At 69.0% G+C, this 15,077-nt stretch carries 13 protein-coding genes; 6 read left to right on the plus strand and 7 right to left on the minus strand.

All coding sequences use genetic code 11. From position 1 onward, the window contains the following. Window positions 1-1,578: a DUF5928 domain-containing protein gene (locus tag LCM15_RS09835; protein ID WP_224855894.1), complete on the minus strand. Its 1,578-nt coding sequence runs from the start codon at window positions 1,576-1,578 to the stop codon at window positions 1-3. 172 nt (window positions 1,579-1,750) lie between these two features. On the opposite strand from LCM15_RS09835, the gene LCM15_RS09840 reads away from it, so the two are divergent. Further along, entirely contained in the window at window positions 1,751-2,569 is an 819-nt protein-coding gene (locus tag LCM15_RS09840; protein WP_224855896.1) for a sulfotransferase family protein, read from the plus strand. A 260-nt stretch (window positions 2,570-2,829) separates the two neighbouring features. On the opposite strand, the gene LCM15_RS09845 is transcribed toward LCM15_RS09840, so the two are convergent. Further along, a complete protein-coding gene (locus LCM15_RS09845; protein WP_224855898.1) occupies window positions 2,830-3,285 on the minus strand; it encodes a GNAT family N-acetyltransferase in 456 nt (151 codons plus the stop codon). A 262-nt stretch (window positions 3,286-3,547) separates the two neighbouring features. Beyond that, complete coding sequence (locus LCM15_RS09850; RefSeq protein ID WP_224855900.1) at window positions 3,548-4,135, minus strand: DUF1285 domain-containing protein; 588 nt, start codon at window positions 4,133-4,135, stop codon at window positions 3,548-3,550. A gap of 69 nt (window positions 4,136-4,204) precedes the next feature. Between LCM15_RS09850 and LCM15_RS09855 the strand changes: the two genes are divergently transcribed. The 4 genes from LCM15_RS09855 to LCM15_RS09870 are packed head-to-tail and all read left to right on the plus strand — an operon-like array spanning window position 4,205 to window position 10,912. Further along, window positions 4,205-5,206: an AAA family ATPase gene (locus LCM15_RS09855; RefSeq protein ID WP_224855901.1), complete on the plus strand. Its 1,002-nt coding sequence runs from the start codon at window positions 4,205-4,207 to the stop codon at window positions 5,204-5,206. After that, entirely contained in the window at window positions 5,203-6,078 is an 876-nt protein-coding gene (locus LCM15_RS09860) for a DUF58 domain-containing protein (RefSeq protein WP_224855903.1), read from the plus strand. Before LCM15_RS09855 ends, LCM15_RS09860 begins: the two co-directional genes overlap by 4 nt. Next, window positions 6,078-8,876 (plus strand): DUF4159 domain-containing protein, encoded by a 2,799-nt coding sequence (locus LCM15_RS09865; RefSeq protein ID WP_224855905.1) that lies wholly within the window; start codon window positions 6,078-6,080, stop codon window positions 8,874-8,876. The genes LCM15_RS09860 and LCM15_RS09865 overlap by 1 nt, the downstream gene beginning before the upstream one ends. Then, complete coding sequence (locus tag LCM15_RS09870; protein ID WP_224855907.1) at window positions 8,873-10,912, plus strand: hypothetical protein; 2,040 nt, start codon at window positions 8,873-8,875, stop codon at window positions 10,910-10,912. The genes LCM15_RS09865 and LCM15_RS09870 overlap by 4 nt, the downstream gene beginning before the upstream one ends. A 99-nt stretch (window positions 10,913-11,011) precedes the next feature. Here LCM15_RS09870 and LCM15_RS09875 read toward each other — a convergent pair whose 3' ends face one another. The 3 genes from LCM15_RS09875 to LCM15_RS09885 form a co-directional block, all read right to left on the minus strand. Then, window positions 11,012-11,842 carry an NlpC/P60 family protein gene (locus tag LCM15_RS09875; RefSeq protein ID WP_224855909.1) on the minus strand — a complete coding sequence of 277 codons (831 nt, stop codon included), beginning with the start codon at window positions 11,840-11,842 and terminating at the stop codon, window positions 11,012-11,014. Further along, window positions 11,839-13,221, minus strand: a complete 1,383-nt coding sequence (locus LCM15_RS09880; protein ID WP_224855911.1) for a leucyl aminopeptidase family protein — start codon at window positions 13,219-13,221, stop codon at window positions 11,839-11,841. The genes LCM15_RS09875 and LCM15_RS09880 overlap by 4 nt, the downstream gene beginning before the upstream one ends. Window positions 13,222-13,397: 176 nt before the next feature. Beyond that, window positions 13,398-13,778, minus strand: coding sequence for a hypothetical protein (locus LCM15_RS09885; RefSeq protein WP_224855913.1), 381 nt, complete (start codon window positions 13,776-13,778; stop codon window positions 13,398-13,400). 152 nt (window positions 13,779-13,930) lie between these two features. On the opposite strand from LCM15_RS09885, the gene LCM15_RS09890 reads away from it, so the two are divergent. Then, window positions 13,931-14,578, plus strand: coding sequence for a carbonic anhydrase (locus tag LCM15_RS09890; protein WP_224855915.1), 648 nt, complete (start codon window positions 13,931-13,933; stop codon window positions 14,576-14,578). 7 nt (window positions 14,579-14,585) lie between these two features. On the opposite strand, the gene LCM15_RS09895 is transcribed toward LCM15_RS09890, so the two are convergent. Next, window positions 14,586-14,909 (minus strand): hypothetical protein, encoded by a 324-nt coding sequence (locus tag LCM15_RS09895; protein WP_224855917.1) that lies wholly within the window; start codon window positions 14,907-14,909, stop codon window positions 14,586-14,588. Between the last annotated feature and the right edge of the window lie 168 nt (window positions 14,910-15,077).

Genomic DNA, 15,077 nt, shown 5'->3' on the forward strand with positions numbered 1-15,077 from the left:
TCAATCGGCGAACAGGTGATCGGTGTCGGCAAGCGCCCGGGCAATGTCCTCGGGCAGGCTCAGAAAGGCCGCAAGCGCGCGCGCGTTGACGTCGGGCGGATCGATCTCGCGGATCCGCAGGTGATTGTCGAACTGCGCATCGCGAATGCGGTCGCTCTCGTGCACCATGTCGTTGCGGATCGTCGGCAGCAAGCGGGTCAGCGTGTCCCTCGGCGTATGCGCGCCGGCCAGCCCGACCCGCATCGCATGTCCGCGGAGATAGGCGTCGGTGAACTGGCACTCGATCTCCAGCAGCCGCGAGACCGAGCGGTCGCGGCAGAAATCCTCCAGCAGGTCGAGGTTCTGCGGATCGAGGCAGATCACCAGCCGATCGGTGTCATGGAACTCGAACAGCATCCGCATCAGCGCCCGCCGGTGGCGGTGGCGCTTGCTCATGCTCGACTGGATGCCGCCAAGATCCGGCAGCGCGCACTCCGCTTCGTTGAACAGGTAGTCGATGCAGGGGATGTCGGTCAGCGCACGGATCCGCGCGGTCAGCCGCTTCGCCACGTGCCATTTCTTGCACAACACGATGAGCAGCTCGCGCTCCCGCCCGAGCGAGCTCTCGGCTTCCCAGAACCTCGCTGCGAAGCGGCGCCCGATGCGCCCCTTCCCTGTCAGGAACCGGAACAGCGCCTGCCCCTCGTTGGAGATCTGGAAACGCGCCCCCGTCGAGGCGTAGAGCACCCCCAGCCGCCGCTTCAGGTCGCGCGCCTCCGGGCTGATCTTGCGGGCGAAGAGGAAATCCTGCGCCAGCAGCAGATCGTAGTGATCGTTGTAGAACACCACCGGCATCCCGTAATCGGAGAACATCAGGAAGGTCAGCGCGCGGCACTCGATCTCGTGCCCGGGCACGAGGTGGCGCACCAGCGTCTGGAAGAAGGTCTCGTCCGGGATCCACGTGCCGCGGAAAAAGCGCATGACGTCGGGCCGCTCGCGGCAGAAGGCAAGGATCCACTCCACCGTGCGGCGGCGCAGGCACCACCATTGCGAGCCGATCATCACCTCGAGATCCGCCGGGATCTCGCGCGTCATCCCGAGCCGCTTCTGCAGGTTGAACATCGCGTAGAACCGCTTCGTCTGGCTGCGCTCGTTGAACCAGTGGCGGTAGATCAGCCGCTCTTCCTTCCATCCGGTCTTGATCCAGTCGGAATGGAAGTAATCGAAGCTCTCGATGTAATCGACATCGCGCCGGTCGAGATAGGCGTGAGCGTATTCCGCCGACTTGATCGCCATGCAATCGCCCGAGAGCATGTAGAAATGCGAGGCGCGCGGAAACGCCTCCACCGCGGTTTCGACGGCGTTCAGCGTCGCCTGAACAAGGCTCCACTCGCCCCAGCCGCATTTCACCCGCCGTTTCGCGAAGGCGACGTTGGGGTTGTCGGCCAGCGCCGTGCGGATTCGGTCATAGGCGGCCTTCGGGGCGCGGGCGTCGAAGTGGATCGCCATGTAATCGCCCACTGCGGTCAGGCTCTGCGCCTGCTTGATGACGGCGTCAGGGTCCTTGTGACACAGGAGGATGAAGGCAATCTTTGCCATTCAGGAAACCGTCAGCCCTTCATTTTGCCCGCTTCCGTCCGTTGATAGAGACGAACGGACGTTGAAGAAACCGCGTTTGTCTGATTTTTTGAGTTCCCGCGCGCCTGACACGTCATAAGATACCGCCGGGACACGCGGCGCCGGGCGGGCGCATTGACGAAAGGCAGGGCAGATGGGGTTTCCGGGCACGTGGATGACCGAGAGCGAGAGCATGGTGTACCGGGTGGTGCCGAAATGCGCCTGCTCGACGATCGGCCAGATCATGTACTACTCCGATCACGGCGTGTTCTACGACGGCGACATCCATGATGCGCGGCAGGGCCTGCACAAATGGGCCCGGGACGACAGCCAGCCGATCATCCGGGCCAATGTGAAGACCCACGCCTCCTATGCCTTCACCTGCGTGCGCAATCCCTACAGCCGCGTGCTGTCGAGCTTCTTCGACAAGATCTGCGGCATCCAGCGCAACGGCAAGCGCTACCGCGGCAACCTCGTGCCGCTGTTGGTGCAGAAATACGGCATCGAGGTCGGCGGCGAGGACGGCAAGGAGGGGTTCGACCAGATCCGCAGCTTCCGCCGCTTCCTGCTCTTCGTACGCGACACCATCCGTTGGCGGCGCCCGATGGAGCCCGACATCCACTGGTCGGCGATCTCGGGGCATGTCTCGACCTTCATCGTCAATGGCGGACGCTACGACAAGATCTTCTGGACCGAGCAGTTCGACGACGGGATGCAGGCCGTGCTCGACCATGTGCAGACGCCTCACGCGGTCGATCTGGCCAACATCCCCCGCTTCAACGAATCCGAGGGCCACGGGCCGAAGCGCCTGCACCCGGTCGAGGACTATTTCGACGACCTGTCGATGCATCTGGTCTACGAGATCTACAAGCGCGACTTCGAGCTCTTCAAATACGATTTCGAGACCCCGGCCAACAAGATGCCCATCGGCGAGATCGACCTCGACGAGGTGCACGCCAAGCTCGGCGACTAGGCGCGCTCTGCCCTGCGACTCTGCCGGGTGTCACGAACATCCGGCGCCTGCACGCCATCGCTGCGCCAGACCAAAGGCTGCACAGGACACAGCGACTTCGCGTAGGTGCCGCGAGGGTCGTGAAAAGCCGTGTCCGATACCCTGAGGCGCCTCCGTGCTTCCCGATCACCCGGTCTGGGGATGCGTCGAAATCAGTTGATATGGAGACGCGATGGGGCGCCTTCGTGTGACGCACCGATCCGGCCGCAAGGCCCGGCCGGTCACTGGGTGCGGTACATCAAGACCCGGTCCGAGCGGACGAACCCGAACTTGGCGTAGAGCGCGGTGAGCGATTGCGCCTCCTCGGCCTCCGGCGTGATGACGAGAAGGGTCTGGCGCGCCCCGCGCTCGTCGGCCCATGCAAGCGTGACCTCGACCAGCCGGCGGGCCAGGCCCTGCCCTCGACTCTCGGGCACCACGAACAGATCTTCCATCTCCGCCGCCCAGCCGAACTCGACGCCGCAGGTCAGACTCCCGGAGGCCAGCCCGACCGCCTCTCCGCCAGCCATCGCAACGAACACCGCGGCCCGGTCGTCGGCGAGCATCTGCCTCAGGTTGGCCTCGATCTCGGGGCGCGCGACCGTGATGGCGTCTTCCGCGAAGAAGCGTTCGTAGAGGGGAACGAGGTTCGGAACGTCGTCCAGAGCCGCGCGTGTGATTGAGAAAGTCGTCGTCATTCCGGCAGCATAGGACAGGGTGGCGACGATGACGAGATCCCGGTGACACCTGCGTGGCACATCCCAGCGAGCCCGGACCGCCGCACCGACGGCGGAGAAACCGACCCTCGGCCGCGCGAAAGACCCCGATACAGCGCGCCGCGAAAGTCCGGACTAAGCCGAAAGCGCTTTGCATTCGGGTCGGATCCCTCGGAACAGACCCGCTTCCCACGGCGGGCCGCCGCAGCACTCCCCCTTGGCGCGCTTGGGTCGTTTAAGCCGACTACTCGGTGGCCTCGGACGGAGCGATGGGGAAGAACTGCCCCGACGACCACACGCCGAACCAGCTTTCGCCGTCGATCTCGTGCTCGGTGCCAAGCTCGACGAGCCGATAAAAGCTCTTGCGGTCGATCAGCGCCTCGAGATTGGCTCGCACGAGGACATAGGGCGAGGGTTCGCCGCTCTCGGGGTCGATGTCGACGCGGATCGGGTGGTCTGGCCCGGCGACGGCCTCGTCCCCGACATGGGTGTGGAAGCGCAGCACCTGCGCCTCGCCCTCGCCCGTGATGTCGAAGTCGGTGGCGACGAAGGGCGCATCCTCGACGGTGATTCCCACCTTCTCGACCGGCGTGACGAGCACGTAATCCTCGCCATCCTTGCGCAGGATCGACGAGAACAGCTTGACCATCGCGGGCCGTTCGATCGGCGAGCCGAGGTAGTACCACGTCCCGTCGCGGGCGATGCGCATGTCGATATCGCCCAGAAAAGGCGGGTTCCACTTGTGCACGGGGGGCAAACCGCGCTCCTTGATGGCGCGCGCGGAGGCAGCCAGCCCGTCTGCAGATGGTGTCACGGAATTTTGTGCCGTCATTGCTTTTGCCATTTATCTACCCCGAGATAGAGTTGAAACGTAAACAAGGGATTTCAAGGGAGACAGTGCATGGCCGAGGATCTGGTCGCCGAGATCGAAGCGCTCGAAGTGAAGCTTGCCGAAGCCAAGCGCGCCATCAACAGCCGCTTCATCGGGCAGGAGCGGGTGGTCGAGCTGACGCTGGCCTCGCTGCTCTGCGGCGGCCATGCCCTGCTGATCGGCGTGCCCGGCCTCGGCAAGACCCGACTGGTCGAGACGCTGTCGACGGTGATGGGCCTCGACGGCAACCGCATCCAGTTCACCCCCGACCTGATGCCCGCCGACATCCTCGGCTCCGAGGTGCTCGAGACCGGCAGCGACGGCGCGCGGGCCTTCAAGTTCATCCCCGGCCCGATCTTCTGCCAGCTCCTGATGGCCGACGAGATCAACCGCGCCTCGCCGCGCACCCAGTCGGCGCTGCTGCAGGCGATGCAGGAGAAGGAGGTGACCGTCGCCGGCGAGACCCGCCCGCTCGCGCGGCCCTTCCACGTGCTCGCCACGCAGAACCCGATCGAGCAGGAGGGCACCTACCCGCTGCCCGAGGCCCAGCTCGACCGGTTCCTCGTGCAGATCGACGTGGCCTACCCGGACCGTTCCACCGAGAAGGACATCCTGCTGGCCACCACCGGCACCGAGGACGCGCAGGCGCACCGGGTCTTCGACCCCGAGACGCTGGCGGCGGCGCAGACGCTGTTGCGGCGGATGCCGGTGGGCGACGCGGTGGTCGAGATGATCCTCGATCTGGTGCGCGCCTTCCGTCCCGATGATCCCGCCGCCTCCGACCGGGTGCGCGAGACGGTGGCCTGGGGCCCGGGCCCGCGGGCGGCGCAGGCCCTGATGATGACCGTGCGCGCCCGTGCCCTGCTGCAGGGCCGTCTGGCCCCCTCGCCCGCCGACGTGATCGACATGGCGCGCCCGGTGCTGGTGCACCGCATGGCGCTGACCTTCTCGGCCCGCGCCCGCGGCGAGGATCTTGGCGCCATCATCGACGACATCGCGGGCGGGCTGACCCGCACCGAGGCGGCAGCTTGACCGACACCGTCACCCATCTTCGTCGCGACGCGCAGCAGGAGGCCAGCCGCTTTCCGGCGCTTCTGGCGCGCGCCGAGCATCTCGCCGGCACCGTTCTGCTGGGCGAACACGGCCGGCGGCGGTCGGGGATGGGCGACGATTTCTGGCAGTACCGCCCGCTGCGCTCGGGCGACAGCTATCGCAGCATCGACTGGCGCCGCTCGGCCCGCGGCGACGAGCAGTTCGTGCGCGAGCGCGAATGGCAGATCGCCCAGAGCGTGCAGCTCTGGGTCGATGGCGGCGCGTCGATGCGGTTCACCTCGGACCAGAACCTGCCACAGAAGGGCGAGCGCGCCCGCCTCGTGGCGCTGGCCACCGCGATCCTGCTGATCCGCGGCGGCGAGCGGGTGGGCTTCACCGGCTGGCAATTGCCGCCCCGCAACGGCGACGTGCAGGTGCTGCGGCTGGCCGAGGCGCTCTCGGACGACACCGAGGACGACTATTCCGAGCCCGAGGCGCGCGGCATCATCCCGCACGCCCGGGCGATGTTCGTGTCGGACTTCCTCGGCGATCTCGATCCCGTGGAGGCGGCGCTGACCAAGGCCGCCGATCGCGGCGTGCGCGGCGTGCTGCTGCAGGTGCTCGACCCGACCGAAGAGAGCTTCCCGTTCAAGGGCCGCACGATCTTTCACAGCGTCGGCGGCAGCGTCGCGCACGAAACGCTCAAGGCCGGCGACCTGCGGACGCGCTATCTCGAGCGCCTCGCCGAGCGCAAGGACCGGCTCGACCGGTTGTCTCGGTTAACGGGCTGGCAATACATGTGCCACCATACCTCCGAGAGCGCCCAGTCGGCGCTCTTGTGGGTCTATCGCGCCATGGACGGAGGCCGCTGATGACCATGCTCGGCCCTCTCGGGTTCACCGCGCCCTGGCTGCTGCTTGGGCTTCTGGCGCTGCCGGTGCTGTGGATCATCCTGCGCGCGGTGCCGCCGGCGCCGATCCGCCGGATGTTTCCGGGCGTGGTGCTGCTGCTCGGCCTGAAGGACGCAGAGCAGGTCACCGACCGCACGCCGTGGTGGCTGCTGCTGATCAGGATGCTCGCCGTCGCCGCGGTGATCGTCGGGCTCGCTGGGCCGGTGCTGAACCCGCAGGAGCAGAGCGGCGCCGAGGCGGGCTCCGGCCCGCTGCTGGTGGTGATGGATGCCAGCTGGTCGAGCGCGTCGGACTGGCGCCAGCGGCAGGCCGCCCTCGACACGCTGCTCGCCCGCGCCGAGCGCGCGGCGCGCCCGGTGGCGCTGCTGCGCCTGACCGCGCCGGAGGCACCGCAGTTCCAGGCCGCGGGCGTGCTGAAATCGCGGCTCACCGGCATCCTGCCCGAGCCATGGGAACCCGACGACGCGCGCGTCGCGCAGGCGATCGAGATGCTGCCCGACGAGGAATTCGACAGCTACTGGATGTCCGACGGGCTGGCGCGCGACAGCCGCGCGCTGCTGCTTGCGGCGCTGGAGGCGCGCGGCGAGGTGACCGTGTTCGAAAGCCCCCGCGCCCATTACACGCTGGCCCCGGCCCGGTTCGAGGACGGCCATGTCCGGCTGACGCTGCACCGTCTGCGTCCCGGCCCCGAAGCCGAGGTGACGATTGCCGGCCACGGCCTCGACCCGGCGGGCAACCCGGCGGTGCTGGTGCGCAACACGGTGCGCTTCGAGCAATCCGCCACCGAGGCCGAGCTCGAGCTGAACCTGCCCGCCGAACTGCGGGCGCGGATCACCCGCTTCGAGATCGAAGGCGCCCGCAGCGCCGGCGCGGTGACGCTGCCTGATGACAGCCTGCGCCGCCGCGAAGTGGCGCTGATCGCCGGCAACGAGAACCGCGAAGGGCTGGAGCTGCTCTCGCCGCTGCACTTCCTCGACCGCGCGCTCGAGCCGACCGCCGACCTGCTCGACGGCACGCTCGAAGAGGTGCTGCCGGCCAACCCCGACGTGATCGTGCTGGCCGATGTCGCGACGCTGTCGCCGGGCGAAGAGGCCGGTGTGCTCGAATGGCTCGAATCCGGCGGCACGCTTCTGCGCTTTGCCGGTCCCCGGCTTGCCGCAAGCGATGTCAGCCGCAACGACGAAGACCCCCTGATGCCGGTGCGCCTGCGCGCCGGCGGGCGCAGCGTCGGCGGCGCCATGAGCTGGGGCGAGCCGAAATCGCTCGCGCCCTTCGCCGAGGACAGCCCGTTCTTCGGCCTCGCGATCCCCGACGACGTGACCGTGACCTCGCAGGTCATGGCGCAGCCCGATCCGACGCTGGCCGCGCGGGTGATCGCGCAGCTCACCGACGGCACGCCGCTGGTGACCCGCAAACGCGTTGGACAGGGCCAGGTCGTGCTGTTCCACGTCACCGCCAATGCCGAATGGTCGAGCCTGCCGCTCTCGGGCCTGTTCGTGCAGATGCTCGAGCGACTGGCCGTGTCATCGATGCCCGCGGCTCCGGCGCCCGAGGATCTCGAAGGCACGATCTGGCAGCCGCTGCGGGTGCTCGACGCCTTTGGCCGCGTCGGCGATGCGGGCAACCTGCCGGGCGTCGCGGGCGAAGCGCTGCTGAGCGCTCCGCTCGGCCCCGATCTCATCCCCGGCCTCTACCAGGGCGAGGATCGCAGCCTGGCGCGCAACGTGGTCAGCGTCGACAGCGTCTTCGAGCCCGCCGTCTGGCCCGAGCGCATCAGCGTCGAGGGGCTCTCGCGCCCGGAGGAAACGCCGCTGGCGGGCTGGCTGCTGGCCGGGGCCATCGCGCTGTTGCTGGCCGATGTCATCGCCTCCCTCGCCCTGTCGGGCCGCCTTGGCGGGACCCGGCCCCGCGCCGGCACCGCCGCCATTCTCGCGGCCCTCGCGCTGAGCCTGACGCCGGTGCCCTCGCGCGCACAGGACAGCCCCGCCGCCAGCCCGGAGGACGAGGCCGCCGCCATGCTTGCCGCCTCCGAGGTGACGCTGGCGCATGTGCTGACCGGCGACCGCCAGCTTGACGACCTTGCCGAGGCCGGGCTGCGCGGCCTGTCGGATATCCTGTTCTACCGCACCTCGGTCGAGCCCGCCGCCCCGATGGGCGTGGATCTGGAAACCGACGAGCTGGCCTTCTACCCGATGCTCTACTGGCCGGTCACCGCCGATCAGCCGATTCCGTCCGACGCCGCCTATGCCAAGCTCAACGACTACCTGCGCTCGGGCGGCATGATCCTGTTCGACACCCGCGATTCCGACGTGGCCGGCTTCGGCACCTCAAGCCCCGAGGGCCGCAAGCTGCAGGATCTTGCCGCGCCGCTCGACATTCCACCGCTGGAGCCGATCCCTCAGGATCACGTGCTCACCCGCACCTTCTACCTGCTGCAGGATTTCCCCGGCCGCTATGCCAGCCGCGACGTCTGGGTCGAGGCCGCGGCCCCGGATGCCGAGCAGGTCGAGGGGATGCCGTTCCGCAACCTCAATGACAACGTGACCCCGGTGGTGATCGGCGGCAACGACTGGGCCTCCGCCTGGGCGATCGACGAGCGCGGCGCCCCGCTGGTGCGCATCGGTTCGGGCTTCGCCGGCGAGCGCCAGCGCGAGATCGCCTATCGCTTCGGGGTCAACCTCGTGATGCACGTGCTCACCGGCAACTACAAATCCGACCAGGTGCACGTGCCCGCATTGCTCGACAGGCTTGGCCAATGACCGGACAGATCGTCTTCGACCCGCTGCTGCCCTGGGTGGCCATCTACGCGCTTGGCGCGGTGGCGCTGGCCGGCGTGATCCTCGCGCTGTGGCGCGGGCTCAACGGCTGGCCGCTGCGCTTCGTGGCGGGGCTGATCCTCGTGGCCGCCCTCACCCAGCCCTCCTTTCAGGAGGAAGACCGCGCGCCGCTGTCCGATATCGTGCTGATGGTGGTGGACCAGAGCGCCTCGCAGCGCCTCGCCGACCGGCTCTCGGTCACCGAGGACGCCGCCGACACGCTGCAGGCCCGCATCGAGGCCCGCCCCAACACCGAGATCCGCCGCATCGAGGTGGGCGACGGCGAGGGCGACAGCGGCACCCAGCTGATGACCGCGCTTTCCACCGCCATGGCAGAGGAACCGCGCGGGCGCATCGCCGGGATCTTCCTGCTGTCGGACGGGCGGCTGCACGACCTCGAGCGCGCGCCGAACCTGCCCGCCCCCATGCACCTGCTGATGACCGGGCGCGACACCGACTGGGACCGCCGCCTCGTGGTGAAAAACGCCCCCGCCTTCGCCATCCTCGGCGAGCCGGTCACCCTGACCCTGCGGGTGCAGGACGACGGCGCCGCGCCGGGCGCGATCCAGACACGGCTCGACATCTCGGTCGACGGCGCCGAGCCGCAGGAGTTCACCGTGCCCATCGGGGAGGATGTCGAACTGCCGATCGAGCTGCCGCATGGTGGGCTCAACGTGATCCGCTTCTCGACGCCGGAAGCCGAGGGCGAGCTGACCGACCGCAACAACGCCGCGCTGGTCCAGATCAACGGCGTGCGCGACCGGCTGCGCGTGCTGCTGGTCTCGGGCGAGCCCCATGCTGGCGGCCGCACGTGGCGCAATCTGCTGAAATCCGACAGCTCCGTCGATCTCGTGCATTTCACCATCCTGCGCCCGCCCGAGAAGCAGGACGGCGTGCCGGTGACCGAGCTGTCGCTCATCGCCTTCCCCACGCGCGAGCTGTTCCTCGAGAAGATCGACGATTTCGACCTGATCATCTTCGACCGCTACAAGCGCCGCGGCATCCTGCCGGCGATCTATCTGGAAAACGTGCGCAACTATGTCGAGAAGGGCGGCGCCGTGCTGGTCGCGGCCGGACCCGATTTCGCCAGTGCCGACTCGATCTATCGCTCGCCGCTGGCAGAGGTGCTGCCCGCCGAACCCACCGCCCGCGTCATCGACGAAAGCTACAGCCCGCGCGTCACCGAGCTTGGCGAGCGCCACCCGGTGACCGCCGGTCTGGGCGATCCCGAAAGCTGGGGCCCGTGGCTGCGCCAGATCGAGCTCGAGCCGATCAGCGGCGACGTGGTGATGTCGGGGGTCGACGACCGGCCGCTGCTGGTGCTCGACCGGGTCGGCGAGGGGCGCGTGGCGCTTCTGGGCTCGGATCAGGCCTGGCTCTGGTCGCGCGGCTATAAGGGCGGCGGTCCGCAGCTCGACCTGCTGCGCCGGCTGGCGCACTGGATGATGAAGGAGCCCGAGCTCGAGGAAGAGGCGCTGTGGGCCGAGGCCACCGGCCAGACCATGCGCATCATCCGCCGGTCGCTGAACGAGGATGTCGGCGCCGTCACCGTGACCCGCCCCGATGGCGAGACCGAGGAGGTGACGCTCTCCGAGGTCTCCCCCGGCCGGTTCGAGGCGCTCTACGAGGGGCCGGAGATCGGGCTCTATCGCCTGTCGGAAGGCGAGGAAGAGGCGGTGATCGGCCTCGGCCCGGCGGCCCCGCGCGAGTTCGAGCAGACCATCGCCAGCGGCGAGGCGCTCGAGCCGGTGATCGACACCATGCGCGGCGGCGTGATGTCGCTAGAGGACGGCCTGCCGAGCATCCGCGCAGTCAGCGCCGGGCGCCCCGCCGCCGGGCGCGGCTGGATCGGCCTGACCCCGCGCGAGGCCTACGAGACGATGGACGTGCGCCAGATCCCGCTGCTGCCGGCATGGCTGACGCTGCTGCTGGCCGCGGGCTTCATCATCGGCGCGTGGCTGCGCGAGGGCCGACGCTAGAGCCCGGGCCGCGACCGTCGCGATGCGCGGGGGTGGCCCGGGCGCTCCAGACCGGCCGGCGCCCGGGACAGGCTCCATACCCCGGCCCTGAGCGTGGTCTTATCCCAACCGCGCGTGCCGGGTGACCGGGCCGTCGCCCTGCGCCTCGATCCGCGCCACCGCCTCGGACAGCCCCTCGTAGGCCACCGCCATGTGATGGGCATTGGCGTGCAGGATGGTCTCGGGGTCCGAGACCCACGCCACGTGGCCCTTCCAGAACAACAGGTCTCCGCGCCGGGGCGCGCTGCCCGGCGCCAGCGTCTCACCCAGAGCCTTTTCCTGCAGGTCGCTGTCTCCCGGGCAGGCGATGCCGCAGGCCGAAAGCCCGGCCTGCACCAGCCCGGAACAGTCGATGCCGAAGCCCGAGTTGCCACCCCAGAGATAGGGCGTGCCGAGATAGCGCGCCGCCTCGGCCACCGGATCGGACGCCAATGCCTCGGTCAGGTGCATTGCCGGCACCCAGCCAAGCTCGGTCTCGCAGAACCGCCCGTCGCGGCCCGTGACCACCAGTGACGAGAGATGCGACAGGGCGCAGCTCTCGTGCGCCTTGAAGTTGGGCGCCGGGTAGGCGTGGGTCTGACGGACGGCTACGCGATGGGTGGGTGTGCCGCGCGCGGTGGCGGGCCTGAGCGCCTCGGACTCAACCCAGCCCGCGTAGCCCGCACCGGGGGCGAGGCCAAAGCCCATGCCGTCGCGGGTTTCAAGCAGCTCGAACGCGTCGCCATAGCGCAGCTGACGCTCGCGCCCGCCGCCCGGTCGGCCTAGCAGGTCGACCACCGGCGCGCAGACGAAGGACGCCACCGGGTCGACCGGCGTCAGCTCGGGAAACTGCGCCGCCAGCGACCGGGCGACGACCCGGTCGTTGGCGGCGGTCAGGCGCCGGTCGCTCACAGGCCCAGCACCTCCGGCAGGGCCGCGAGGATTGCGCGCGGGCCCTGCCCCACGCCGCCCTTGGGCCGCGCCGGCAGCGGCGACGGGTTCCAGGCGTAGATGTCGAAATGCGCGTAGCGCGGGCTGTCGGTCACGAAGCGGCGCAGGAACAGCGCCGCGGTGATCGAGCCGGCCATGCCGCCCGCCGGCGCGTTGTCGAGATCGGCGATGCCGGGCTCGATCTTCGCCTCGTAGGGCTCCCAGAACGGCATCCGCCAGAGCGGGTCGGCCTGCGCGGTGCCCGCGCCTGCCAGCGCCGCCGCCAGCGGCTCGTCATCGGTGTAGAACGGTGCAAGGTCCGCCCCGACCGCGACCCGCGCCGCCCCGGTCAGGGTGGCCATCGACACGATAAGGTCGGGCGTCTCCTCGTCGGCCAACGCGAGCGCATCGGCCAGCACCAGCCGGCCTTCAGCGTCGGTGTTGTTGATCTCGACCGTCAGCCCCTTGCGCGAGGTCAGGATGTCCTGCGGGCGGAAGGCATCGCCCGCCACGGCATTTTCCACCGCCGGGATCAGCACCCGCAGACGCAGCGGCAGGTCCAGCGCCATGATCGCGCGGGCCAGCCCGAGCACGTTGGCGGCGCCGCCCATGTCCTTCTTCATCAGCCCCATCGAGCTGCCCGGCTTGAGGTTGATGCCACCGGTGTCGAAGCAGACCCCCTTGCCGACCAGCGTCAGCGTCGGGCCTTCCTCGCCCCAGCGCATGTCGATGAGGCGCGGCGCGCGGGTGCTGGCGCGGCCGACCGTGTGGATCATCGGGAAGCCCTGCTCCAGCTCCGCGCCGGCGATCACCTCGATCTGTGCCGAGAATTCTCCGGCCAGCGCGCGGGCCGCGTCTTCGAGCTCCTGCGGGCCCATGTCGGAGGCCGGGGTGTTCACCAGATCGCGGGTCAGCGCCTCGGCTTCGGCAAGGATCTCGATCCGCGCGGAGTCGACGCCCTCGGGCGCAACGAGCTGCGCGCCGGTGGCGTTGCTGCCGGCGTAGCGGGTGAATCGGTAGCCCGCGAGCAACCAGCCAAGCGCCTCCTCGGCGGCGGCGGCCTCGGGCAGGCCGCTGGCAATGCGATAGGTGCCGGTGCCGAGCCGCGCCACCGCGGCGGCCAGCGCGAACCGTCCGCGGCGGCGCGCGGCCGGCGTGCCGTAGCCCGCGATCGCCGCGGCGGGGGTGCCGTCGGAGCCGGGCAGGATCAGCGCCTCGCCGATGGCACCGGAGAACCCGCTGGTCTCGACCCAGCCACGCCATGCCTCTGGCTGGTCTTCGAGCCACCCCGCGAGCCCGTCGGCCTCGATCAGGTGCAGGGGCAGAGAGGGGGTCGAGGGATCGGCGAAACGGAACGGCATGGGAGGGGGCCTTTCTAGGAGGGGAGACAATTGGCGCGAGCCTAGCGCAGCCCGCCGCACCTGCAAGGCCCTCCGGGAGATGCGCGCGCGACAGCGGCTTTCCGGCGCCGGACAGGCCCTCCGCTGGTGTGCCCAGCAAGGCAGAGCCGCCCTGCCCGCCGGAGCCGCCCTCGCCGTCAGATCGTGAGGTCCTGCAAATCCCATATCGCGTAGAGCGAGCGCTCGCCGACCCGCGCCATGCGCGCCAGCACCGCCGCCAGTGCCACAGCGTCGGCGCGATCGATACAGAGCGCAACGCTCTCGGCGACGCGGCGTAGCGCCGTCATGCCGATCTCGTCCGCCAGAGAGGCAAGCACGCCGGCGCAGTGACGCAGTTCGTCGCGGTTTCCGGCCTCGTAGAGGCGCCCGGCCTGCCCGAGGCAGACGGCCAGTTCTTCCATCGCGCGGCACACCAGATCCTCGCCGTGCTGCGCGCCGAAGCGTTCATAAAGCTGCACGAGGCGGTCCGGATCGACCGCGGCCGGTTCGCGCGGCGACAGCCTTGCCACCTGATCCACCGCAGCCTCCCTGCTTCACCTGCCCCGACCGCGGAGAAGAGATAGAGGCAAGGTCTTCCCAAAAGGTTACGCGGAATGCATTTATTCTCTCGAATTCTTACTGGATCCAGCGTATTTCCGGGGCCGGTGCGTGACGTGAACAGGAGAATGACATGCAGGACGCAAAGCCGCTTCCGCAATATCTCGTGCAGCGCTTTCATGGATGGAAAGCGACGAGCTATGCCGAGAACCATGCATGGTTCAAACGACTGGCCTCGGAGGGTCAGCATCCCCGCGCCATGATCATCTCCTGCTGCGACAGCCGCGTGCACGTGACCTCGATCTTCGGGGCCGACACCGGCGAGTTCTTCATCCACCGCAACGTCGCCAATCTGGTGCCGCCCTACGAGCCCGATGGCGACCACCATGGCACCTCGGCCACGGTGGAATACGCGGTGACCGCGCTCAAGGTGGCGCATGTCATCGTCATGGGCCACTCGAGCTGCGGCGGCGTGCAGGGTTGTCTCGACATGTGCTCGGGCCGGGCGCCGGCGCTGGAGGAGAAATCGAGCTTCGTCGGCCGCTGGATGGACATCCTCCGCCCCGGCTACGAGAAGGTGAAGGACCTGCCCGAGGACGAGATCTCGAAGGCGCTCGAGCATCAGGCGGTGCTGACCTCGCTTGAGAACCTGATGACCTTCCCCTTCGTGCGCGAAGCGGTCGAGAACCAGGAGCTGACCCTGCACGGTGTCTGGCACGAGATCGGCAAGGGCAACATCGAGGTCTTCGACCCGAAGATCGGTCGCTTCGAGGAAATCTGAGCCGCGCTCAGGCGTGCAGTTCAGCCGAGCATCCGTCTCGGCTGAGCCGCAGGGACGGGCGGCCCAGACGGGCCGCAAGCCCGGCGAGCGGCATCCCGAGACCACGCCCGGTGCTGACGGGCCGGCCGGTCTCGTTCTGCACGATCACCATGCGGCCCCTGCGGAAGGTCAGGCCATAGCCCTTGCGGGCCAGCGCCCCCGCGAGGCCCGGCCAGTCGGTGGCGGCCTCGACGACCGGCAGCAGGATCTGCCGAAGCAGGGCCGCGCTCTCGCAGTCGAGTTGCATGGTCAGGGGGGCGGCGCCAACGCTGGCGCGGAACTCGTTACGCATCTGTCATCTCCTTACCAGTTTGATTAAATTGCACTTTGAATTGGACCTGATTGAGGCGCGCGGCTCATCCCGGGCAACATGAGCAGTCTCCACGCTCGGCACAGCACTGTCGGGCCCGGGCACGCAGGGTCTTTATGACCGCAGACCGCCGCTTGCGCCCGAACACCG

It is taken from the genome of Salipiger bermudensis (assembly GCF_020171625.1).
Classification (GTDB): domain Bacteria; phylum Pseudomonadota; class Alphaproteobacteria; order Rhodobacterales; family Rhodobacteraceae; genus Salipiger; species Salipiger bermudensis_B.

What these genes read in the sequence shown, in the direction of transcription:
- LCM15_RS09835 (WP_224855894.1), bottom strand. Translation starts at nt 1,578, where the DNA reads ATGGCAAAGATTGCCTTCATCCTCCTGTGTCACAAGGACCCTGACGCC.
- LCM15_RS09840 (WP_224855896.1), top strand. Translation starts at nt 1,751, where the DNA reads ATGGGGTTTCCGGGCACGTGGATGACCGAGAGCGAGAGCATGGTGTAC.
- LCM15_RS09845 (WP_224855898.1), bottom strand. Translation starts at nt 3,285, where the DNA reads ATGACGACGACTTTCTCAATCACACGCGCGGCTCTGGACGACGTTCCG.
- LCM15_RS09850 (WP_224855900.1), bottom strand. Translation starts at nt 4,135, where the DNA reads ATGACGGCACAAAATTCCGTGACACCATCTGCAGACGGGCTGGCTGCC.
- LCM15_RS09855 (WP_224855901.1), top strand. Translation starts at nt 4,205, where the DNA reads ATGGCCGAGGATCTGGTCGCCGAGATCGAAGCGCTCGAAGTGAAGCTT.
- LCM15_RS09865 (WP_224855905.1), top strand. Translation starts at nt 6,078, where the DNA reads ATGACCATGCTCGGCCCTCTCGGGTTCACCGCGCCCTGGCTGCTGCTT.
- LCM15_RS09870 (WP_224855907.1), top strand. Translation starts at nt 8,873, where the DNA reads ATGACCGGACAGATCGTCTTCGACCCGCTGCTGCCCTGGGTGGCCATC.
- LCM15_RS09880 (WP_224855911.1), bottom strand. Translation starts at nt 13,221, where the DNA reads ATGCCGTTCCGTTTCGCCGATCCCTCGACCCCCTCTCTGCCCCTGCAC.
- LCM15_RS09890 (WP_224855915.1), top strand. Translation starts at nt 13,931, where the DNA reads ATGCAGGACGCAAAGCCGCTTCCGCAATATCTCGTGCAGCGCTTTCAT.
- LCM15_RS09895 (WP_224855917.1), bottom strand. Translation starts at nt 14,909, where the DNA reads ATGCGTAACGAGTTCCGCGCCAGCGTTGGCGCCGCCCCCCTGACCATG.